This is a genomic window from Lysinibacillus sp. VIII_CA (assembly GCF_049943995.1).
Classification (GTDB): domain Bacteria; phylum Bacillota; class Bacilli; order Bacillales_A; family Planococcaceae; genus Lysinibacillus; species Lysinibacillus pinottii.
Genome location: NZ_JBNFXM010000013.1, coordinates 12,832 through 37,365 on the forward strand (window position 1 = coordinate 12,832; position 24,534 = coordinate 37,365).

The window sequence follows — 24,534 nt, forward strand, 5'->3', positions numbered from 1 at the left end:
TAAAAATTCTTTAACAATAATTATTATAATGTACTAGCAATTCTATTTTATATTTGTTATAGTTATAGACGAAGAGTTCGACTTACATTATTTTCAGGAGGTAACTAATATGACAAACGCAAATGATCGTAGCCGTCGTTTTACAACAGCAGGTGGTGCTCCAGTAGTAAGTAACCATGACTCTATGTCAGCAGGTCCACGTGGCCCTCTTTTACTTCAAGATGTATGGCTAGTTGAAAAATTAGCAAACTTCAATCGTGAAGTAATCCCTGAACGTCGTATGCACGCCAAAGGTTCAGGTGCATTTGGTACTTTTACTGTAACGCACGATATAACTCAATATACAAAAGCTAAAATCTTCTCAGAGGTGGGCAAAAAGACTGAAATGTTCGCACGATTCTCCACAGTTGCTGGTGAGCGTGGTGCAGCAGATGCTGAGCGCGATATCCGTGGCTTTGCCCTTAAGTTCTATACAGAAGAAGGCAACTGGGATCTAGTAGGAAACAATACACCAGTATTTTTCTTCCGTGATCCACTACACTTTACAGATTTAAACCACGTGGTAAAACGTGATCCACGTACAAATATGAAAAACGCTAATTCTAACTGGGATTTCTGGACTCTATTACCAGAGGCACTTCACCAAGTAACGATTGTAATGTCTGACCGTGGTATTCCAACTGGTTACCGTAATATGCACGGATTTGGTTCCCACACTTATAGCTTTGTCAATGCTGATAATGAGCGAGTTTGGGTTAAATTCCACTTCCGTACAGAACAAGGCATTAAAAATTTAACAGGTGCTGAAGCAACTGAGGTAATCGGTCAAGATCGTGAATCTTCACAACGTGATTTATATGAAGCCATTGAAAAAGGCGATTTCCCTAAATGGAAAATGTATATTCAGGTTATGACAGAGGAGCAAGCACGTGAGCTACCATACAACCCATTCGACTTAACAAAAGTATGGTATAAAAAAGACTTCCCATTAATTCCTGTAGGTGAGTTTGAGTTAAATAAAAACCCGGACAACTACTTTGCAGAAGTGGAACAAGCTGCATTTGCACCATCTAACATCGTTCCTGGTATTAGCTTCTCACCAGATAAAATGTTACAAGGTCGTATCTTTGCCTATGCGGATGCAGCACGCTACCGTTTAGGAGTAAACCACTATATGCTTCCTGTTAACGCACCAAAATGTCCATTCCGCACTTTCCACCGTGATGGTGCTATGCGTTTTGATGGCAACCTTGGTTCAACACTAGGCTATGAACCAAATAGCTATGGTGAATGGGAGCATAATTTAGACCATAAAGAGCCAGAGTTACGCATTGATGGTCATGCAGGAATTCATGATTTCCGTGAAGACGATAATAATTACTTCGAGCAGCCAGGTAAACTTTTCCGCCTAATGACTGCGGAAGAACAACAACGTCTATTTGAAAATACGGCTAATGATATGGCTTCTGTCGAGGAGTTCATCAAACGACGTCACATCCTACACTGCTATTTAGCTGATCCAGCATATGGTGACGGTGTTGCAAAAGCAATGGGTCTTTCATTAGAAGGTATGGATCTTACAAACCCATACGTAAAACAACCAACAAACGTTTAATATTCCATTTAATTATTGATATCCAAATCCAATTTTTACTCCATGTGAATTTAATCATCACATGGAGCTTTTTTGTCTTCGTCTAGCCTCCAACTGCTTACCTCAATTTGCAACATGGAAGCAACATAAAAAAGGCTTGTGTCTAGTAAATTAACACAAGCCTTTTATTATTATAGATAGATTTGACTACCTGCCTTTTTAAACTCCACTGACTTCTCCCTCATACCTTCATGGATGGCCTCAGTTGTATTTAAATCCTTTTCTTTAGCATAATTACGAATATCCTGTGAAATTCTCATGCTACAAAATTTAGGACCGCACATTGAGCAAAAATGTGCAGTTTTGGCCCCCTCTGCTGGCAATGTTTCATCGTGATATTCTACTGCACGTTCTGGATCAAGAGAAAGGTTAAATTGGTCGCGCCAGCGGAACTCAAAGCGCGCTTTTGACAGTGCATCATCGCGTTGTTGTGCACCTGGGTGCCCTTTTGCCAAATCTGCAGCATGTGCAGCAATCTTATAAGTAATAACCCCTACTCGAACATCCTCCCGATTAGGTAATCCTAGATGTTCCTTCGGTGTCACATAACAGAGCATAGCTGTACCAAACCAACCAATCATTGCCGCTCCAATAGCAGATGTAATATGGTCATAACCTGGAGCAATATCTGTTGTCAATGGGCCTAATGTGTAGAAGGGAGCTTCCTTACAAACCTCTAATTGCTTGTCCATATTTTCTTTAATCAAATGCATTGGAACGTGACCTGGCCCCTCCACCATTACTTGAACATCATGCTTCCATGCTATTTGGGTTAACTCACCTAATGTTTCAAGCTCCGCAAATTGCGCTTCATCGTTTGCATCCGCGATTGACCCTGGACGTAAGCCATCTCCTAATGAGAAGGCTACATCATAAGTTTTCATAATTTCACATATTTCCTCAAAATGAGTATAGAGGAAGTTTTCTTGATGATGGTATAAACACCATTGCGCCATAATGGAGCCTCCCCGAGACACAATGCCCGTTACCCGGTTTGCTGTAAGAGGAACATAACGTAAAAGAACACCCGCATGAATAGTGAAATAATCTACCCCTTGCTCTGCTTGTTCAATAAGCGTATCACGGTATACCTCCCACGTTAAATCTTCAGCTACACCATTTACCTTTTCTAATGCCTGATAGATTGGTACTGTTCCAACAGGTACTGCGGCATTTCGAATAATCCATTCTCTCGTTGTATGAATATGCTTGCCAGTTGATAGATCCATAATATTATCTGCACCCCAGCGTGTAGCCCATGTCATCTTTTCGACTTCCTCTGCAATCGAAGATGATACGGCTGAATTTCCAATGTTCGCATTAATTTTCACATGGAAGTTACGACCGATAATCATCGGCTCTGCCTCCGGATGATTAATATTGGAGGGCATAATAGCTCGACCTGCTGCAATCTCTGAACGCACGAAATCAGGGTCCATATTTTCTCGTATCGCTACAAACTCCATCTCAGGTGTAATAATTCCCTTTCTAGCATAATGCAACTGTGTTACATTTTTCCCCCTTTTTGCACGTAAAGGCATTCTCATCAATTCAGGAAAGACATTTTCTTGGATACGTGGATCATCTGCGCGACGGAAGCCATTATCCTCAGGTTTAATGGTACGCCCTTCATATTCCTCTACATCTCCTCGCTCTTGTATCCAAGTACTTCGTAAAGCCGGTAAGCCCTTTGTAATATCCACATGAAATGCAGGATCAGTATACGGGCCACTCGTATCATACACCCGAATAGGGGCATTTTCTTCATCTCCAAAGCTACCCGTCGTCGGACTTAATGTAATTTCACGCATTGGTACTAAAATATCTGGACGTGATCCTTCCACATAAACCTTTTTACTTCCTTCAAAGTTAGACATAATCATAATGTTCTTTTCACTAATCGCTGACATGAGCTACTTCTCTCCCTTAAATGTATTTTAAGTAAGGACCGAATCTAGCTCACCCCAAAAGGAAAATAAATAAAGGCCGAATCCAACATAATGATTGGATCCGGCCATGAATGTAAAGGGTCTATTGATTGCACGTAATAGGCAATAGCTTCTTAACTTTCCCACGCTGGTATGAGCCAGATCAGGTCCAAAGGGTCAAGAAACCTCTATGCGTTTCCCTCTCAGCCTGACTCATCAGACTCCCCTAGTTAATACTATTCAGTTTGATGCTAGTGTAGCAGATATTGCTAAGAGATGGAAGTTATCATTTAAATATTTTTGCCATTCTATTAAGTAAACAATACATCAGCGATATAAATCACAATCGTGACCGTTATACAACTCACAATGGTAGAAAATAAAACGGTTTGTGCAGCTGTTGCCGATTCTATATCATATTCTAATGCTAGACTTGAACTGTTGCGGGATGTGGGAAAAGCACTCGCTATAAATAATGATTGTGCTACGACCCCATTTAATCCCAGTGCAAAGATAATGACTAAAGCAATAGCTGGTCCGATAATTAATCGAGTCAAGCAGCTGATGAAGACTGTTTTATTAAACATAGTTTTAATTTCCATCTGAGACAATTGCGCGCCCAGCGTGATTAATGCAACGGCAATAAAACCATCCGCTACATGGTCTATTGGTATTTTAATAAACGGAGGAATACCAATATCAAAATAATTCATTGCCACACCAATTATTAAAGCGTGAATAATAGGCATTTTTATAAAATCCTTTAGAATCGTCATGCCTGATTTAGTAGACGAAATTAAATTATATAAACCATACGTATACGTAGTCATGTTTTGAAAGATAACGAGTATAACCTGGATGGCTACACCAATAGGTTGAGAGGCAAAAATCATTTGAGCTACCGGAATACCATAGTTTCCAGAGTTAATGAGTACTACACTATTTTTAAAAACAGCCGCCTCCGTTTTAGCTAGTCCAAGCCCTTTCGCTAAAAAGTGACTGAGTAGCATTTGACTACCAATAAAAAGTACAATAAACAACCCGACTTCCCCTAGCACAGACAGCTTTATACTCGTTTCATATAAATTTATAAACACAGCCGCTGGCATAAAGCAATATGTAATTAGCTGTGATAATGCTTTTAAGTTAAAGCGAAATTTCTTTTGTAGAATGGCCCCTAGTACAAGTAATACTAAAATAGGTGCAACAATTTGAAAAAAAATCATTCCTAGATACACCATATTGATGTCCCCCCTCCCTTTTAATAGTAGTGTCGATATTGCACTAGGTCAATGCCACTTACTTTCATAATTAAAACCGTTGATTTACACTATGGGCGGGGTCGCGCTTCGTTCTAATGGTTGCAAAAATTCAAAAGCTCAAATCAATGAACTCGAGCAATGTCCAGAATATAAGAATCATCAAAACTTATTTAACGTCATTTAGGATTGGTATGCCAAAATGCAGAACAATTGAACTTGTCTTAAAGGAGACTTGAAGATACTGTCAGCTTGGACGTGGTAAGCTTTTTATGCTTGAGCTGTACATGATCGAGCAACAAAGGTCCATTTGAAATAAGTAAAAAATGAAAAGGGAATCGAGCATCAACTTCTCGATTCCTTTTATCAACAGTCTGAGACTACTTAAAGGTTCTAAGCAGTTTTTTCTTTACGCAAGCTTAAATCGATTAACAACCTCTTGCAGTTCATTAGAGATATCATTCATGTTTTGCATAGACTCTGCCACTTTTTGCAATTCTGCTTGTTGATCCATTGCAGAGGCACTTACTTGCTCAGCAGAGGCAGCTGTTTCCTCTGATATAGCCGAAATACTTTGGATAGACATAATTGCTTGATTTTTATGCTCTAACATAGTAGATAACTGAGTCATTAGCTCACTAATAGAAGTTGCAATTGCACGTGACAAATCACTATTATCTTTAAAAGCCAATTGCGTGCTTTGTACGGACTCATTTTGCGATTGCATTAATTCTGCATTCGAGGCAATGACAGCAACTGTTTGCTGTGAATTTTCTAAAATGCTTTCTACCGTGCTTTTAATAACTTCTGTTTCATTTTTTGATTGCTCCGCCAACTTTCTTACTTCTTCCGCCACGATCGCAAAACCTTTTCCATGCTCACCAGCACGCGCAGCCTCAATACTTGCATTTAAAGCCAATAGATTAGTTTGCTCCGTAATGCTTTGAATAGAGGCAATAATTTGATTAATATTAGCAATATTAGAAGCTAGTAATTCCATTTGCTGTTGAATACGGCCATTCATCTCATTTGTCCCTATATTATGTTCATGTAAACTTTGAACCTCTTGCATGCCTTTTTCTGTTGTTACATTTGTTTTGAGCGATAACTCGTCCATTTCATTCGAAAGCGCAGTAATGGCATCTATTTGATCCGATAAATCCATCATGCGGTAATTCGTTTCTTCAGTATCCTCTGATTGCTTCGATGCTCCCTGTGCAATTTCATTTATGGCTACTGATACCTCTTGACTTGAAGACACGATTTCATTAAATGCCTCATGTACCTGGTTAGAAGACTGATTCAATAGAGTTGTAGAGTTTAACACGGCTTTAATAGCACTATTGGTTTTATCCAACATATTATTATAGGCCAATGCAACCGCACCAATTTCATCCTGTTTAATATATTTCTCCTCTACTTTTTGTGTTAAATCGCCTCCCGCTGCTGTTTCAATGGATGAGCGTAAAAACTTGAGCGGCTTTAGTTGTTTGTAAATGAATAGTACACTTGCAGCAGTCATCAAAGCTACCATTATAATGGAAGCAATAATTGTATAGACGAATACATGGTTATACGTCTCTAAAATTTTTGCTTCAGCTAATACAATTTGAACGGTCCAAGTTTCGTCAATGTCCTCTAAAATCATGGGAGCAAATACATTATAGGCTTTATCCTTCAGTTCATTAGAATCTATGTACATACTTGTTAGTTCACCGTTTTCCATTGTCTTACGTATGCTTGTCCAAGCGGGGTCGTCCTGCATATTTTGCCCATCTAGCTCTTTACCAAAACTGTTAGCTGTCAATACACCGTTATTTGTAATAATGGCTGCATAGCCGCCTTCTGGTGCAACTGACTTTGTCAACTCATTTAAATAATCTATGGACACATCTGCTGTTAATACACCGAAAAACTTCCCGGAAGCATTAACTAATGGTACAGAAATTGTTGTCATTAGTACCGTTTGTCCGTTTACACTATAATCATAGGGCTCCGTTAAAACTGTCCGTCCCTCTTCTTTTGGCACCCAGTACCATTGAGAAACATTTTTATCATCTAAACCCTCAATAAGAGTGGTCGTTATTTCATTATCATTTTTGCTCAAGTATGGTCCAAAACGTTTTTGGGAATCTACCAATGTAGCCTCATTTGGGTTTACAATAAGGGAATTCTCCTCAAAGATAGCCCCTACCCCTAATAAATCATCATTACTAGCTAAATTATTTTCCATTATGTCTAAAATGCCTTTGGTAGATAGCGTCTTATTTTTCTCCATACTTTCAACGATTCGTTTCGTTGTTTGTAAAGTTGTATTGGCTTTTTTAAAGCGCTCGCTCATAATAGCCGCTGATGATTCAGCCGTTTGCAATGTTCCATACTCTGCATCTTCGACACTTTGCTTTTTTATAATAATCCCTGTTGTCACTGTATAGGATAAAAATAAAACTAGAAACAATCCTATGATTAGGGAAGATAGTTTCAATGCAATTCCTCTTGATTTCTTCATCACAAACACCCCCACTTTTATAAATAATCATAATAGATGAAAGGTCGTATCTCAATAAAATATTTAGCGAATAAAGTAGAAATTTACATAATTATAGATAAAAATACAGGCATATTAAGAGATTTGTTTATTATAATTAAAAGTACTTATGGCTCATTTGAGTTGAATTGATTAGTAAAACATACACTTAAAATATTAAATTATAGTAAATTATGGTATATTATCTAGTAGATAAAATGATTGGAGTGACTTGCATGACAAATAAAGCGCTATCAACATTAATAGCCACGGCGATTACAGCGACACTAGTATTACCTGTGTCAACTGCACAAGCCTCTTTTTCCCTAAATCAATCGAATTTATATGAAACACAGGTTCAGGTTGCAGCAACAAAAAAAATGGTAGGCAATGCCGTAACGATTAAAAACATCACAAACGATACGGTTATTACATCAAATGGTACATTTAGAATCCACAAAGATTTAAAGCCCCTTTTTGATCATTCAAATAAAACAGCATTAACGAATGCATTAGCCACCATTGTCGTAAAAAACAAGCAAATTATAGACGTGACATCCTTAACATTAAACAAAGCTGGTACGAGCAAAAAATCAGTATACTTTGATGGTGGTCACAGTCATATTTCTGGTGACTTCACTGTGAACGCAGATTATGTAAATATACAAGACGTTACGGTTGATGGTCAGTTAATTATTACAAACAGAGTAAAAAAAGCTATAACACTTGATGACCTTTCCGTTAGCGATACGATTACATTAAAACCACTTATCATAAAGAAGAATGACTGGCTGTATGTTACGCTAAGGGATATGAAATCATCTACTATCAATTTGGCACGCACGAAGGTAAATATATCTTCTGACCAAGCACTTTCTAAAATCGATATAATTGGTAAAGTTCCCACTTTTGAGTTGAAGGCAAATGTGGAAAAACTGACGATCAATGTGGAGGAAAATTTCAACCTTTTCGGCGAAGGGAAAATTGAACAAATCATTGTTAAAGACGGCACAAAAGTAGCATTAAATTCAGGACATCAGGTGGGTAAAGTACAAGTAGACAATAAAAAGGTCTCTGTTACCCTACCAGCTATTGATAAAAAAGAACTAACTACGCTACTAGCATCCCCCCCTTACGTGCAGGTTTCTATAAATGGATACGATATTTTAACAACTGACAAATGGACAACACAGGTTGATCGGAATATTTTTGACTCTGCCGTGACAAGTGCCAGAGCGATAGCAAACAATAATAGCGCCTCACAAGAACAAGTAAAGAATGCTATTTCACAATACAGAAATGCGTTAGCAGTCTACCAAAATGCCCAAAAGAGTGGCACAAAATATGGCTATGGGTACAACTATGGCGATAAAGCTACTCTTCAATCTTTAATTAATTCAATTCAATATGTAACGGTTTCTTGGGGCTCTGATGTTTACCATAATAATCCCTGGACAACGCAAGCTGAGAGGAACGCTATAGATTCCGCTGTTTCAGCTGCTCAAGCAGTTGTTAATAATTATTACGCCACTCAAACAGATATTGCCAGTGCTATCAATAACTTAAACAATGCCATTTGGACCTATAAGAATGCTTATAAGTATAATAATTATTATTATTATTATGGTAATAAATACAACTTACAAACGCTCGTTAATCAAGCAAAAAGTATATATGTGACTGTTTCAGAGGATGGGGCTGATTTATCTTCAAATACCAATTGGACAACATATATGGAATGGTACATTTTCGATTCGGCAGTATCATACGCTGAAACGTTTTTATCTAATAATTATTTCTCTGACTACGAAGTCACATATGTCATTAATTATTTAAACAATGCTATTTCAACCTATAAAGGCCAGTATAAAAAAGGGAAAGATTAATTCATCATGAACGGGGATTTTCACTATAGGCGGGGGCTTGTCCTCCGTTCTAATCAATTTCTACATAGAGGGATAAACGTTGATGGCGATGCATTAAATCAATGCATAACATTTGACTAATAGCTATAAATTTTATCGTTTATTATCTATTAGTTGAAAATCCCTATTCAAGTAAAGCCCATCTAAACAGGAAATGTTCCAGAATGATAAAAGCCATTGAGTGTTGACTTCAATGGCTTTGGTCTTCTATCTACTCCGCAAACTGCAAGAGTCCTTTTTCATAATGCTAATGCTATATCTTTAAACATTCATGTGCGTTAGTGTTTTGGTCTTCTTCCATCTTTTATACCAATTCTCAATTTCCTCACTTGGTTCCACAGCAAAATGCTCCTGAAGTGCTTTTTTTAACAGCAAGTATTGTTCCTCGACAGCCGCTACGTTATTCAGTAAATCGTAAAGCTTCATCAAGGTGAAATAGTTTTCCTCTTCACCCGCAAACAGAGCTTGAACTGTTTCCTGTACCTTAATAGCAGCCGAGTAGTTTTCAATTTTTATATAAAATTCACTTAGCTGATGGGCATGGTGTAACCATAGTCGCCTTAAACGCTCTCTTTCACTTTCTGCCCATAGATAATCACAATCTTCTAAGTAGTCGCCTGTATACATTTGGAATACTTGTTCATGCTCTTCTACGTTTTCCTGTTCTAGTGTAGGTAAAGACTTCAAGCTAGACAACCATTGTTCTACATCAACAATGGTTTGCTCCAACAGGAGTTTATAACCTGAATTGAGCAATGGACTTGAAATCTGCACCCCATCCAGCCCGTAGTTTTTTAATGTTTGGCGTATTGTATAAACGGCAGTATAAAGTTGTTTCGATGCTTTATCTCTATCAGACTCTGGCCAAAATAATTCTAAAATAGTATCACGATAAATGATTTCATCACGGTGATTGAGTAAGTAGGCAAATAACTCTTTCGCTTTAGATGTTCGCCATTTTAGAATTTGTGTATGGCCGTCTGGTGAAATAACCTGGAGACCACCAAATAGACTAATAATTGTAGAGTTCACCACCCTTTTTTTATGTTTATTATTGATCTGTTCAAGACGGTCTAATGTCTTTTCTAGACGTGTAATTTGTATGGGCTTTAATAAATAATCGACAGCATGTAAATTAAAGGCATCTAGCGCATATTGATCGAACCCAGTTGTAAAAACAATTTCTACATCTGGCAATAATTCCTGAATTTTTTCTCCCAATGCTAAGCCGTCCATATCCGGCATGACTATATCTAAAAATACAACACTTGGTTGTAGGTTCTGTATCTCTTCAATCACTTTTAGAGAATCGGTGTATTCTCCAACTATCTCTATTCCAGGAACATGACTTTCTTCAAGCAAGGTTTTCAATCTTTTTAATGATAAATATTCATCATCTACTAGCACAATTCTCATTATTACTCCTCCTTAAAAACTACCCCTTTACTTATTATCGTTTATTTTTTTTAAAAATTGAGAGATTGCATTACTTTTGAAGGATAAATAAACCAATTTATAGACATCTACTGTTATAGAATGAAAAAGAACGTATCTCCTAAAAAATTACTGTACTTTAACTATAGTGCTTCTATTTTTTGTTCCAAAAAATTGAAACAGACTGCTCTAATCGTTCATTTTGGAACTATCTCCATCAGATTATCCAGCAGGAATTTGCTCACCAAAAAGTCAATTCTTTGTTAATACCGCTTTAAATAGGTACTGAAGTTCTAAACCCTCACTAAAAAAACATAACCAATCTACCTATTCGACCAAAAAATGCATAAAAAGATCCTAGGCTATGATAAAATTGATATAACACCATTTATTGGATAGATTTCCGTTTACAAAAATATAATTAGGAGGCATCTCATGTATGAAAAATAAAAAAAAGTTAGCCCTGCTATCGTTAGTGGCGGTCCCTTCGCTCCTTTATAGTTCACCAGCACCAGCATCTGCTGCTAATGTGAGCGGACAACCGAGCATGGCATACATATACAGTACTTCTTACTATAATTCTAACGTGTCAAATGTTGTGCAATTGATTAACAATATTAACTACACAACCTCTACCTTCCAAGCAAATTTGGAGGCAGCACTTAAAGCCTACAATGCTCTAACAGAACTGGAAAAACAGTATGTAACAAACTACTCAACATTATCAGCACATCAACAGACAAGAATTTCTTACCGTAAGCTGGCGGCACAAATTGAGGAAAAGTTATATTCAGTAGAATCTACAGCTGTTAATTACTATCAAAATGTCATGGAAACAAGAGATTGGTATAATACCTTAAATGCAGCCCAAAAAACTTTTGTAAGTGCAGCCGCGCAAAAGATATTAACATCGTATATTGCGCCTAATACATCCGTTGATAAAGTAGTAAATAAAATTCAACTAATTAATTCATCTCGTCCAACTTTCCATAAAGATGTAGCCGATGCTCGAGCAGAGCTATATGCCTTACGTAGGTTTTCATATGTTTCTTTACCTACTGGCGTTGAGCAGCTTCTGCTTGACGCTGAACAGCTTGTATTGAAGGATAAGGCTGCTGCTAAGGCTGTAGAAAGTGCAATTACAGCTCTATCACCAAAAACATCTACTCCTCAAGATGTACAAGAAGTAAAAACAGCTTTTGAAGCTCTAACACCTGTACAGCAGCAACTCGTGCCAAATGTTTGGACCTTGGTTGATTTTGTCCAAGGGAAATATACACTCCCTTCAAAAGGTAACGTCCCTAAAATACCTGTACTATCCGATACGGTAGCTATACCAGGTAAGACAACAGCTATGACGAAAAGCAAGAATATTTATAAAACCAAAATAAATGTTTCTGACTCAGAGATTGATACGGAGCGCTTTATTTTAACAACAAAGGATAAAATAACAATTATCATTCCTCCACTTTATACATTAGTTAATGAAGATGAAGGTGTCATCGACATTCAAGTAACAAAAAGGGGAGATCGCATTACGCTTCAGGCTACACTAAATAAAAAGCAAGTTACATTCGATGCGAACATGGAGATTATTATTGAAGGTTTATCAGCAAACTCGTCAATCAACCACTTAAATGACTTTGGCAAGCAAGTACCAGCTAACTATATCGTTAGTGGAAACCGTCATATTATCCAAACAATGACACCTGGGACATTCCAAATTATTAGAAATTAAACATTTAAAAGCACTAAAGATACCCATTCCAAAGGTTTCTTTAGTGCTTTCTTAAAGCACCCCATTAACCTGTTGTCCATTTACGAGGCACCATTTATTTAATTTGCTGTATACTCCGTTAATACTTCTAAGGATACATCTATCGCCTCCTAAGTATTATTCTTATCATCTATTTTCTGTTGAATAATTTCTGGCGCACGCATTCCTAAATATTCATACATTGCTTCTTAGAAGCGACCCACAGGTGTTACACCAAATGCTAGGACGTCGCCAGTATAATACATCACAACTACTCATTTAGGATTAATGGGTATTTCAACGTCCCCTTTAATAGTGGATACAACCTTTGTTTGTGATTTAGATGCTGTAGAATGGTCCCCTTGTAAATACTATAAATAATATATTCTCAATAAAATCTTAAAATGTAACATAAAGAAGCACCTTCACTAGGAAAGATGCTTCTATAGTACGTTATTGAGACTATTAAATTAAATTATCGCTCACCTTTTTCTACTATCTTTTATTCGTTAGCCAGTTTGTCAATTCCTCAACCTGAGCCAAGACTGCTGTTGGGTCATAGTACCATGAACGTTCCTCAGGCCAAACATAAAGATGATTATTTTTTACAGCTGGCAGGCTGCCCCATATTGGATCTTTCTTAAAATCTTCAACAGTTCTATCATTTGAAGTCAAAATAATGTAGTCTCCTGCATAATCTGCCAGTACCTCTTCGGAAATCTCAGCCCACTGCTTTTGAATAATTTCTTCAGCTACATTGGCAGGTGGCTTTCGACCAAATGACTGATAAACTGGTTGTCCTCCACGACCAAAGTTATCACCATAAACATAAATAGATTTACCTGCATCTTCCATAATAGAAAAGCTTGCATCTTCTGGGATAATAGCATCTACCTGTGATTTAGCATCAGCAATCTTCTGATCATATTGGGAGAGCCAATCCTTTGCTTCTCGCTCTTTTCCAAGTAACTCACCGAAAAATGTAAGCTCCTCATGTGCATTTTTTAATTCCCCGTATGGGATAACTACAGTTGGAGCAATTTTACTTAAAGCATCATAATTTTCTCCATTACCAGTGATAATCAAATCAGGCTTAAGTCCTAAAATCCTCTCACTCGATGGTTTCCCATATACACCGATATCCTCTACACTTTTCAATGCTTCCTTTAAATAATAGTTTTCAAGAGCTAGGCCAGGAGCTCCCACTGGTTTGACGTCCAATACAAGTAAACTTGCAATATATTCTTCTGCTACAATACGCTGAGGATTAGTCGGAATAACAATCTCACCATTTGTCGTCTGAACCGTTTTTGTCTCCGCTTCATCTTGCTCCGTAGCTGGACTATCGGTCTTTTCCTTTTCTCCACAAGCCGTTAACAGAAGAAGTAATAGAAGAAACAGTGGCGTTATGAATTTTCTATTTTGTTTAAGCATTTTTTCCCTCCATATACATCAATTGATAATAATTCTCAATAATTGTAGAAGAATGCAAATTATCTGTCTATGCATGAAAGTGATGTATTGCCTTGTAATTTTATGATGTCAGTACTTCCATAAGTTTTTGCAATTGAGCTGTGGTAGATAAAGGATCATATCCATAAAATAATTCATACTGATTAATAAAATAGACCTGCTTCTTTTGCACAGCCACAAGTGACTGCCATTTTTCTGAGTGTAATGCTGTTAAAAGCCACTCTTTTCCGAAATCTTTTGTAGGAAGAGCCGTTACAAATATATAATCAGCTGGAAAATGAACGATTTCTTCAATATTAACTGTTAAATATCCTGTTTTTTCTATATTGTGTGTGACAATCTCATCTGGTCGACTAAACCCTAAATCTTCGTATAAGATATGACTCCCCCTTCCATGACTACTATTTATACAATAAGCTGCTTGACTACCTATTTCCCAAACAATAGCAGTCCCCCTTGCCCCAAGCTGTTGATCAAGAAGTTGATTGCACTGAGCTACCTGGGCATCATACTGCTGAAGCCAATTATTATACACCTCTCGTCTATCTACTAAATTGGCAATAAGCTCAAATTGCTCTCGCCAACTTAACTGTCTACATGGCAGCTCGAATACGGGGGCTAAAGACAGTAAAGTTTGTTTTTCTTTGCCGCTGCTGTAGTTAATAATGACATCTGGACGTGCTACTGCTATCTCTTGATAATTTGAAGTAATATCATACTCATAGCCCTTCAATTTCTGTGAGGAAGGAACAGACTTGATATCCTCTAAAAATGGGGAATACACTCCCAACACTGGCGTAATACCTAAGGCCAGTAAGCAGGCAGTATGATTGGCATTCAGTACAATAAGACGTTTTGATTTTTGATAATAAACTGTAGGCGATACACCGACAATTTCTTTAAATTTCCGGCTTAAATAGGTCCCCTCTCTGTAGCCTACTACTTGGGCTAGATCATCTAATTTTGGCATCCCTAGTAATAGTTTTTTCTGAGATTCCCTTATTCTTAATAATGTTAAATATTCGCTATACGTATATCCAGTGTACCTATGAAACGTACGAGAAAAATGTTCGGGACTTACCTGCGCTTTTTCAGCCATTTGCTCTCTTGTTAAGTCTTCATTGAAATTTAAATTCATATAATCAAGTACCCTATCAATCCACAAACCTTCTTGTTGTTTGTGAATACATAAATGGTTGTATAGTTCTTCTAACATTTCACTAAATAGTTTTTGTAAACGAAACGGATTACTTTCGACTGTAATCTTCGCTTCTCTTTCTATCTCTTTGACTAAATTCATGAGACGATATGAGCAATGTTCCATTAAGGTGGTGTCTTGTAATAAATTAATTATATTCGGGCCATATGCACGGTATATAATGACAACCCCTGTACATTCATTTGCTTTAAGTAGTTGAAAATCGTCTACATCATCCACAAACATAATAGAATTTGAGCTAAGCTGAAGCTGTCGACCTTGTAGCGTATAGATGGCATGACCCTCGTAAACTACGATGATTAATGGGTATGCCAAACGCCCTCTTTTATCGCATAATAGTTCTTCTAATTTCACAATTTGAATAGGTTGATAAAAAAATTGGCACAGTACCTCATTATCTTTGTACATTCTAGTTCTATCTCCTAAACTCCAAATTGATATTGATTATCATTTTCATTATAATGGAATAGAATATTAGAAATCAATTACATTGGAGGATTATAGCTTTGATAGATTTTTCAAAAAAGAATTCCATATTTACAGGTATTCTCATTTTTTCGATTCTCTTAACTGCATGTGGATATCAATCAGTTCCATCAGCAGATAAGGCTAACGTTGATTACTCAAATCGTGTATTAACAGATTCATTAGGTAATGAAGTAACAGTCTCCGAAAGTCCCCAGCGTATCATTGCACCCTACCTAGAAGATCACCTCGTTGCTTTAGGCATTAAGCCAGTAGCACAATGGTCAGTAAAAGGTGGGGCTTCTATTCAAGACTACCTTCAGGAATCATTAAAGGACGTTCCAACAATTGGGTTTGACCTTCCCTTCGAAGCAGTTACAAGCTTTAATCCAGATTTAATTGTCATCGGTTCATCAAAAATCGCAGAAGGGAGAAAATACGAGCAATATAGAAAAATTGCGCCTACATATGTAATGGGAGCAGAAGATAATAATTGGCGTAACAAGCTTCTGAAAGTGGGAGAAATTTTTAATCAAGTAGATAAAGCAAAGGAAGTCCTTACAGATTATGATCAATTTGCTAAAGAGGCAAAGGAGGATATTCACAATAAAGTGGGGAACCCTTCCGCCACTGTCATCTGGAATACTAACAATACAATTTATATGGTAAGCGATACAGCCTCGAGTGGTATTGTTCTATATGAGGATCTTGGGCTAAAAACTCCTAGCCTAGTGAAAGAAATATCCGCCTCTGCTGCTGGTGATTGGTCACAAGTATCTTTAGAAAAATTCGTACAAATAGATGCAGACTATCTCTTTGTTATTAACAATAATCGTGCAGGCAGTTCTACATTACTAAACGATCCTCTCCTAGCAAATATACCTGCCATAAAAAATGGCCACGTTTATGAATTTGACCAAAGCTCAAGCTGGTTATATTCCGGGGCCATTGCCAATCGCCAAATCATTGAAAATGTCTTAGATAGTATCGCTAAGTAAAAACCTTCAGTGGCATTGAACTGCACTTCAATCGTTAGGCACACTTTAACAATTGAGGGTGTAGTATTTCTATAGGGAAAAATGTTTTTTAAGAGCAGATACGCCAATCAAAAATGGGTGACAGATATTAAAGAGTTTAATTATTTGGTGAGAAATTTTGTTTATCACCAGTTTATTTAATAGAAATTACATATTCAATATGCTTCTCCTCCAACCTATTCTCTTGTATTAGAAATGTTGGAGATAGCTTTAAACACTCGCCTTCTGAAGACCATTGACTTTTATGCATTTAAAAATCCCGTAAAATTTTAAGTCACACTAATATTTCGTCGTGGTAGGTGAAGCGGAACGCTAATAAAAAATGTTAAATAATAACTAAAATTACAATTTTAATTAACAAAGAAAAATGTTAAAATAATATGAATAACAGTTAGGGGATGAGTAAAATGATGGACAATAAATATAAATTATTAGGACTTTTATGTATTATAATTCCTATATTATCTGCCATATACATTCTGTTAAATAGCAATATTTTAATACCAAAAGGTTATAATCTTGCAATTGATGGATATGTAATATCCAGAAATTTAATGGTTATTTTTTTACTATATTTACTTTCAAAATTAGGGTACTTTCTCTCCACAAAATTAAAACAAGACTAACTATATTAGCTAGTCTTGTTTTTTAATTAATTGTTACTTAGCAGTTATTAATTTAAACTCTCCATGTTGTGGAACCTTAACAGTATAGCTATTACTTTTTAGCACTTTACCAGTTACTAAATCATAATACTCTCTAGTACCCGTTTCCACTTTATAATATACTCTATATCCCATATAAACGGTTTTATTAGGGTCAGCATTCAATGTATACCCTATTGAGCTAGTAATAGATTTTGATGTTGATATCCCTAGTCCATCTATTGCTCCAGATACATCTGTTCCGAAAGTGACACTTTTGGTTGCTGTAATAGAACCGCCTCCTTTGCCTGTCGTTATATTATCAGAAGCTCTTTTGTAGTCCGACCATTCATTGTATGTTTTAACATTTACCTTTCGATATCGAAAATCATTAACAAAATAAGGTGTAACCTCTTCTGAGTTAACTACCTCTTCTAAATCAACTACTTCTTCTGCTGTTGCTGTTTTCGAATCCATTGTAAAAACAGCAGTAACTACAGATAATAAAATTAAAAATGGTAATATTATCCTTTTAAACATAAAATCATCCCATTTGTAAATTATTGGTACATTTTTATATTACCATATTTTTTCCAAATAAAGAAGTGCACTTTTGTTTCTTATCCAAGAAGCCTATGCCGTATACAAATTTACGTTATAACACATGAAAAAAGCAGTAACGATTAAGGTTCACCTCTTGTCATGACTGCCTTTTCACTAAAGCAAGTTATTGTATTTACAAATTTTTTTACATTGTCGGTTAGCTATTGAACTTTGAAAAATTATGTTTAAATGAAGTGTTCCATGTTCTATGCGTTTTTTATAAATCTTTTCAATATCTACATCAGTACTTCAAACAAATTGTCTATGTAACTATGCGCATAGATTTTTGAAGAAATATTCATCATGTTACTATTTTGCCCCCATTAAAATTTTGGTCTACGAAATGTAAAACTTCCTTCCAGACAATGGTCCAATATTGTAAAATGTCTCGATGCATCAGCCTACGTCAATGCAATTTTTGGATAAACCTCAATGTACTATTTTTAGTTTGTCCATTGTTCTAAGATAAGGTTTAATTTATGCTAACGTATGATAATGATTATCAATTACGGAGGAAAAGATATGAGAAAATTAAATCGGCATATGCTCATTTGTAGCCTTTTACTACTGGTTGGAATCCTATTAACTGCTTGTGGTTCTAACATTCAAGAGACTAGTCAAAAAGAGACAGCAACAGCAGAACCAACAACACGTATTTATAAGGATTATTTAGGTCATGAGGTAGAAATCCCTGTAAATTCTGAGAGAGTGGTTTATCATGGCGAAGGATATGGGGATGTGCTCGCATTAAATATCAAAACAGTTGGTGCGGGTTTCTCCTGGATTACTGATTATGCTTGGGAAGATCGTGTAAAAGATGTGGAGGACGTTGGTTTTCCGATTAATGTAGAGCAAACATTGTCATTAAAGCCAGACCTTATTATTATTGGTACTTCTGATGATAAAACATATTCACAGCTATCTAAAATCGCTCCAACTATTGTGTTTGATACGTTTGCACCGTTGAATGAACGTTTAGCGGAACTGGGCGATATACTTAATAAAAAAGAAGAAGCAACTCAATGGATAGCTGATTATACAGAAAAAGCTGATAACATGTGGGAGTCACTTGTGGCTGATGGGACTGTTAAAGCCGATGAAACTGCATCTGTACTAACATACTATCCAGGGGATCGATTATTTGTAATGGCACGCGCTGGGCTTTCTCAAGTTTTATACGATTCAAATGTACTTAAGCCTGGTAATAAAATTCAAAAAATCCTTGATGATGGCACAGGCTTTGCTGAAATTTCCACAGAGCTTCTTCCTGAATATGCTGGCGATCGTATTTTCATCCTAACGCCAGTAGATGATGAAGCGAAACAGTCGACAAAAGAGATGATGGATAGCCCAATTTGGAAGAACCTACCTGCTGTTAAAAATGGGCATGTATATATGATTGATATTCAGAAAAGTGATAGCGATGCCTCAACTAGAGAATGGCTATTAACAGAATTACCTACTATGTTAAAAAAATAGATTTAAAGAGACATTTCATCTTTGTTGAAATGTCTCTTTACTTTTTATACAATAAAGTTAATTGATAATCATTTTCATTTAGAAAGGGTGTGAATAAATGGAAGACAATCATTCTTTTAGACATAATTTATTATTTCATTTAGAAGATATTGACTGTATTTCACAGAGCTATCCTTTTATTTGCCCATCACACCATACAATGATACTTTTTACGGATGGCTGTGGGACATTAACGATAGATGACATTCCTTATTTGGTGACCAAAGGAAAGATTTTTCTTATACAACCTCATTCTATGATCGATTTATCGAATCTAACTAATGAATTCTGTTTCTATAAAATAACCTTTTCAGCTTTCCAGCTACAGCAGGAGCTCCCTTCTCCTTATCTAGGACCAATTTTTTCTGATGAAGTGGAGCATACCGTTTATCCGAATACACGATTTATCCGTCTTACAGAAGACATGTATCAATTAAAGACCAAATCAAATTATTTTAAACAGCAAGGAGCTTTATATGAACTATTAAATTTATTATTTGAACATCAGCTTCATAACAACGCCCCATTAACTATGACGAAGGCAGTCGAAGAAACAATCAACTATATACATAAATATTTTCAACGGCCTTTAACAGTTAAAATGTTAGCTGAACTTGCTCATATCGCCCAATGGCAATATAGTTCAATCTTTCAAACTTTAACAGGGAAGAAGCCATTAGATTATATTACAGACTTACGTCTTACAAACGCAAAAGAATTATTACTACAAACTAATGTGCCATTAAAGGAAATTGCTCAACGAGTCGGATTTGATGATGAGTATTATTTTAATCGCCGCTTCCGACAGGTGATCGGTATTCCGCCAAAACAGTTTGCACGACAATATAGGCAACGAACAGTGGTAAAAGATTGGACTGGACATGAAGTCACCATCCCATCCGCCCCCCACCGGATTATTTATCACGGAGAAACCTTTGGGGATATGCTAATCTTTGATGTTCAACCAATAGGCGGTGACAAGAGGTCTATTAGTAAATCCTTTTATAAAAACCATGTTCCTTATATTCAAGATGTGGCCTTTCCCATCAATCTTGAAAAATCTTCGAAGCTAAACCCAGATTTAATTATCTTTACAAATAATGATGAGCAGCAATATCAAGCACTATCATCAATTGCTCCCACTATTACCTTAAATTCTTGGGATTCTTTAGAGGAACGCATCCTTTTATTAGGACAATGGCTTAGCCAGCAACAACGTGCAGAAGATTGGCTAACGCGCTATAAAGTCCAAGAAAAAACAATGTGGCAACAGCTACAAACAGTTGTAGCCCCGGGTGAAACTGCAACTGTTTTGACCTTTGATCATGGACAACGCCTTTATGTCATGGGCTGTACAGGTCTATCCCCTGCTCTTTTTCATCCCGATGGATTTACGCCACACCAGCAAGTTAAAAAATTGCTTCAAGCAGGCAAGGGCTATAAAGAAATACTAATAGATCACTTACCAAAGTATGTTGGTGATCGAATCTTCCTGCTCTTATCTGATAAGCCCGAATCGCAAATGGCCACGATGGAATTGATGAATAGTGATATTTGGAAGAATCTCAAGGCTGTACAGCACAACCACTTTTATTTAGTGGACGCAACAAAATGGAATTATAACGATGCCTTTACGAGAGAAAAGTTACTTGGCGCTTTACCTAGATTATTAATTACTGCAAAGTAACATAAATTCAAGGGGTGACACTTTATATGAAGACAGAAAATATGACAGATAAAAAGACCACTCAAATATCATTAAAGGATATACGAGATTATATTGCTAAAAATCATCATCAACCTCTCACAATTGACCATCTCGCAATTATTTCTGGTCTAAGCTCTAGCTACTTTGGAGAGGCCTTTAAAAAGGCATTTGGACAAAGTGCCACAGATTATTTAACAGAGCTACGTATTGGACATGCCAAACAATTATTACGTGATACCGACCTATTACTACGTGAGATTGCTAGAGAAGTTGGCTATAGTGACGAATTTTATTTTAGTCGTAAATTTAAAAAGGAGGTTGGGGTTTCGCCTTCTGCTTTTAGTAAAATAGCCCGCCAGCGTATTTCTACCTTTTCTGTGTCCACTATTGGAAACTTATTAGCTCTTGACATTATTCCCGTTGCGGCCCCATTAAATGCTAAATGGAGTCCTTATTATTACAATCATTATCAAGACCAAATCCAAGTGCATGTGAATATATTTGATGCAGAATCAGAGGATAACTTTAGAAAATTAGCCTCAGCAAAGCCTGATATTCATATTTTTCAAGAGGAGCCCTCTCTTTCCATGCTTGATTGGCTTCAAACAGTTGGTATTAAAAGTGTATATATTGAGGCAAAGGATTGGCGAACACAACTAAGAGAAATAGCTGTTGCTGTCAAAAGGCAAAGCGTGTGCGAGCATTTCATTCAATCGTACGAACAAAAGGCATTAGAGGCAAAGCAAGAAATTAAACGAGTAACCAAGGAAGATAGCTTTGCCGTTCTACGTTTATGTGGCGACCATTTATTTTTATATTGCAATAAAGGAATTCAGGATGTCCTATTTACCGATTTGCAGCTCTTCCCTATTGATGCACAACAGCAAACATGTAACGAGCCAATTACGCTTGATCAGCTAGTGGACATAAACCCAGATCGTTTACTATTTATCGTTTGTCCAGATTCTCCGACTCGAAATTATTGGCTCACTTTACAATACCTTGATCGTTGGAAAGAGCTCCAAGCTGTAAAAAATGGACAGGTCTATGTTTTGCCATCAAATCCTTGGTTTGAATACTCTGCTATTGCGATAAATCGAATGCTAGATGAAATGTTGCTCATGTTAACCGGAAAAAATCCAAGCTCTTTTCCTGTCCCCGTCCATGGTATCGTATCCGACAGTGAATTATAATTCCTTTTGAGAATGATTATCAACGGAAGGAGACATTGAACAACAATGAATGGTCGTAATCACTGTCAAACGATTATTAAATCTTTCTATATTCTGGCTACTTTAATGCTAGCTATAGGATTACTTTCTGCCTGCAATGCCCAATCAAGCAGTAAAGAAAAAAAGATAGAAACACAGGCAAACTCAGACAATATTAAAGAGCAAAGTGCTTATCCATTAACCATAAAAGATGAGGCTGGCAATGATGTAACTTTACCAGCTAAGCCCTCTAAAATATTCGCACCTGTTATGGAGGATTCCTTACTAGCCCTTGGTATTAAGCCTACTATGCAATGGTCGAATGGTGTTAAACCACAGCTCTATTTACAAGATCAGCTACAAGGTATACCAGAAATTAGCTTTGCCAGCGGTCCCCCATCTCCTGAAGCGATTATGGCGGACAAACCAGACTTAATTATTTTGCATAATTCCTTTTATGTTGAAAATGGCACCTATGAAAAATACGCAAAAATTGCACCTACCTATGTGTTTAAAAATGCAGCAACTGATATAGAAGGTTCTATTAAAATGTTAGGGCAATTACTAGACGAGCCCCATAAAGCACAACAAGCCATACAGAATTATCAGGAAAAGGTGGATGCAGCAAAATCAAAGCTGGCTTCCACAACAAAAGGGAAAAAAGTAGCGTTAATTCGCTTTAACGCAAAAGGTATGTTTTTCATGACGGATGAGTATTTCAGTGGTTATGTACTAACACATGAGTTAGGATTTGAACAAAGCAGCTACGTGAAGAATGGTGCGTTCGAAGTATCTTTGGAAATTCTACCCGAATTAGATGCTGATTATATTTTCCTGATCAATGATGGTAATCTTGGAGATTCATTTATAAATGAACTGAAGAACAGTCCTATCTGGCAAAGTACAAATGCCTTTAAAAACAATCAGGTATTTGAAACATCTGAGGATTATTGGCTAAATGGTGGTATTCATGCACAAGAAAAAGTGATAGATGATGTATTGGAGTTTTTAGCGCCATGACAGCAAAGATAAAGAAACCCTATATAACAGAAACCAATTTTGAGTATGCCATGACGTCCTACAAGCAAGACTATCGAATATTAATTGCTAACCCAACAGACGCACCACCGGTAGATGGCTATGCCGTTATTTATGCATTAGATGGAGATGCCCTTTTCCCAACACTTGCAGAAGCAGTAAAATTACAAACGCGCAAGCCAAAAGGCTATGAGCCCATTCTTGTTATTGGGATTGGCTATCCCTCAAAGGAGCCTTTTGATATGGAACGACGCTGTAACGATTTTACTCTCCCTGTTAGTGAAGGAAAGCTGCCACCACGTCCAGATGGTACACCTTGGCCTCCAAACGGCAAAGCCAATGATTTTCTAGACTTTATTGAATATGAACTAATGCCTGCTGTCAAAAAGGAATGGTCCATTAACAAAAAGAAACAAGCCGTTGTTGGACATTCCTTAGGCGGTCTTTTCACTCTATATGCTTTATGTGAGAGACCCCATTTATTTAGTCATATTGTAGCTAGCAGTCCCTCTATTTGGTGGGCAGACAATGCGATATTAAAAGAAATGGACAGATTTTTTGGAGATTGGAACGGTCAGCATGCTATAAATCTTTTACTCACAATCGGTGCTAATGAGCTGCCCGATATGCTCGAAGGTGCTGACCTAGCGGCTGAACGAATGAAACCATTAAAAGTTAAAAATATTTATACTAATTATGTGAAGTTCGATGATGAGGACCATGTGAGCGTACTACCTTGCATGCTTAGTCGTCTGCCCCGCTTTTTAGATGGTTAGTTGAAAAGCCAAAGTGGATTTATTTCACTTTGGCTTTTTGTAACACACCTCTTCTTTCTTATTTTATCTATATATTTGGAAATTCCTTTACGTTGTAATATTATTACAATTCCATTTATCCCTAACGAAGTGTATTTTATTGTTTTTTATAGCAGATAAAGAGTTCGACAATGGCTCTTGTTTTTAATTCCTCGATTTTATGTTATTTTTCTATCTTTTCCTACAACATCAAGCTACTTTTATATTCTCCATTCTTTGTATTCAAGTGCTTCGTATTGACTCAAGGCTGGCCGGAATATCGATGAATTTAGTATTTAGGCAAATAAAAAACACTAGCTATTATAATTTATAGCTAGTGT

The 24,534-nt window shown here is 36.7% G+C and carries 16 protein-coding genes and 1 riboswitch; of the genes, 9 read left to right on the top strand and 7 right to left on the bottom strand.

What is annotated here, in order from left to right; genetic code table 11:
• The first annotated feature begins 109 nt into the window (after positions 1 to 109).
• Entirely contained in the window at positions 110 to 1,615 is a 1,506-nt protein-coding gene (locus tag ACP3VS_RS16285; RefSeq protein WP_426389245.1) for a catalase, read from the top strand.
• Between the two features lie 170 nt (positions 1,616 to 1,785).
• Here the strand turns inward: ACP3VS_RS16285 and thiC are convergent, their stop codons facing one another.
• The 3 genes from thiC to ACP3VS_RS16300 all read right to left on the bottom strand — a co-directional run bounded on the left by thiC (position 1,786) and on the right by ACP3VS_RS16300 (position 7,350).
• Complete coding sequence (gene thiC / locus ACP3VS_RS16290) at positions 1,786 to 3,564, bottom strand: phosphomethylpyrimidine synthase ThiC (RefSeq protein ID WP_012292485.1); 1,779 nt, start codon at positions 3,562 to 3,564, stop codon at positions 1,786 to 1,788.
• Between the two features lie 141 nt (positions 3,565 to 3,705).
• A riboswitch (TPP riboswitch) is annotated at positions 3,706 to 3,820 on the bottom strand.
• Positions 3,821 to 3,893: 73 nt separating this feature from the next.
• The gene (locus ACP3VS_RS16295; RefSeq protein WP_036166581.1) at positions 3,894 to 4,823 is read right to left on the bottom strand and encodes an AEC family transporter; all 930 of its coding nucleotides are present in this window, start codon (positions 4,821 to 4,823) and stop codon (positions 3,894 to 3,896) included.
• Between the two features lie 427 nt (positions 4,824 to 5,250).
• Positions 5,251 to 7,350, bottom strand: a complete 2,100-nt coding sequence (locus ACP3VS_RS16300) for a methyl-accepting chemotaxis protein (protein WP_036166578.1) — start codon at positions 7,348 to 7,350, stop codon at positions 5,251 to 5,253.
• 254 nt (positions 7,351 to 7,604) lie between these two features.
• Here ACP3VS_RS16300 and ACP3VS_RS16305 point away from each other — a divergent pair, with 254 nt between their 5' ends.
• Positions 7,605 to 9,254, top strand: a complete 1,650-nt coding sequence (locus ACP3VS_RS16305; protein ID WP_426389248.1) for an S-layer protein — start codon at positions 7,605 to 7,607, stop codon at positions 9,252 to 9,254.
• Positions 9,255 to 9,554: 300 nt separating this feature from the next.
• Here ACP3VS_RS16305 and ACP3VS_RS16310 read toward each other — a convergent pair whose 3' ends face one another.
• Positions 9,555 to 10,709 carry a response regulator gene (locus ACP3VS_RS16310; protein WP_012292481.1) on the bottom strand — a complete coding sequence of 385 codons (1,155 nt, stop codon included), beginning with the start codon at positions 10,707 to 10,709 and terminating at the stop codon, positions 9,555 to 9,557.
• 457 nt (positions 10,710 to 11,166) lie between these two features.
• Between ACP3VS_RS16310 and ACP3VS_RS16315 the strand changes: the two genes are divergently transcribed.
• On the top strand, positions 11,167 to 12,465 hold the full coding sequence (locus ACP3VS_RS16315) for a hypothetical protein (protein WP_036166572.1): 1,299 nt from the start codon (positions 11,167 to 11,169) through the stop codon (positions 12,463 to 12,465).
• Positions 12,466 to 12,978: 513 nt separating this feature from the next.
• Here ACP3VS_RS16315 and ACP3VS_RS16320 read toward each other — a convergent pair.
• Entirely contained in the window at positions 12,979 to 13,917 is a 939-nt protein-coding gene (locus ACP3VS_RS16320; protein ID WP_012292478.1) for an ABC transporter substrate-binding protein, read from the bottom strand.
• Between the two features lie 100 nt (positions 13,918 to 14,017).
• Complete coding sequence (locus ACP3VS_RS16325) at positions 14,018 to 15,583, bottom strand: ABC transporter substrate-binding protein (protein WP_012292477.1); 1,566 nt, start codon at positions 15,581 to 15,583, stop codon at positions 14,018 to 14,020.
• A 98-nt stretch (positions 15,584 to 15,681) separates the two neighbouring features.
• Between ACP3VS_RS16325 and ACP3VS_RS16330 the strand changes: the two genes are divergently transcribed.
• Positions 15,682 to 16,638 carry an ABC transporter substrate-binding protein gene (locus ACP3VS_RS16330; RefSeq protein ID WP_012292476.1) on the top strand — a complete coding sequence of 319 codons (957 nt, stop codon included), beginning with the start codon at positions 15,682 to 15,684 and terminating at the stop codon, positions 16,636 to 16,638.
• A 698-nt stretch (positions 16,639 to 17,336) separates the two neighbouring features.
• Here ACP3VS_RS16330 and ACP3VS_RS16335 read toward each other — a convergent pair.
• Positions 17,337 to 17,861: a hypothetical protein gene (locus ACP3VS_RS16335; protein ID WP_426389251.1), complete on the bottom strand. Its 525-nt coding sequence runs from the start codon at positions 17,859 to 17,861 to the stop codon at positions 17,337 to 17,339.
• A gap of 585 nt (positions 17,862 to 18,446) precedes the next feature.
• On the opposite strand from ACP3VS_RS16335, the gene ACP3VS_RS16340 reads away from it, so the two are divergent.
• The 5 genes from ACP3VS_RS16340 (at position 18,447) to ACP3VS_RS16360 (ending at position 24,175) form a co-directional block, all read left to right on the top strand.
• Positions 18,447 to 19,403 (top strand): ABC transporter substrate-binding protein, encoded by a 957-nt coding sequence (locus ACP3VS_RS16340; protein ID WP_426389253.1) that lies wholly within the window; start codon positions 18,447 to 18,449, stop codon positions 19,401 to 19,403.
• A 97-nt stretch (positions 19,404 to 19,500) separates the two neighbouring features.
• Positions 19,501 to 21,129, top strand: coding sequence for a helix-turn-helix domain-containing protein (locus ACP3VS_RS16345; RefSeq protein WP_099806267.1), 1,629 nt, complete (start codon positions 19,501 to 19,503; stop codon positions 21,127 to 21,129).
• A gap of 26 nt (positions 21,130 to 21,155) precedes the next feature.
• Entirely contained in the window at positions 21,156 to 22,343 is a 1,188-nt protein-coding gene (locus ACP3VS_RS16350) for a helix-turn-helix domain-containing protein (protein WP_426389255.1), read from the top strand.
• A gap of 45 nt (positions 22,344 to 22,388) precedes the next feature.
• Positions 22,389 to 23,381: an ABC transporter substrate-binding protein gene (locus tag ACP3VS_RS16355; protein ID WP_426389257.1), complete on the top strand. Its 993-nt coding sequence runs from the start codon at positions 22,389 to 22,391 to the stop codon at positions 23,379 to 23,381.
• On the top strand, positions 23,378 to 24,175 hold the full coding sequence (locus tag ACP3VS_RS16360) for an alpha/beta hydrolase (RefSeq protein WP_426389259.1): 798 nt from the start codon (positions 23,378 to 23,380) through the stop codon (positions 24,173 to 24,175). The genes ACP3VS_RS16355 and ACP3VS_RS16360 overlap by 4 nt, the downstream gene beginning before the upstream one ends.
• Positions 24,176 to 24,534 lie beyond the last annotated feature (359 nt).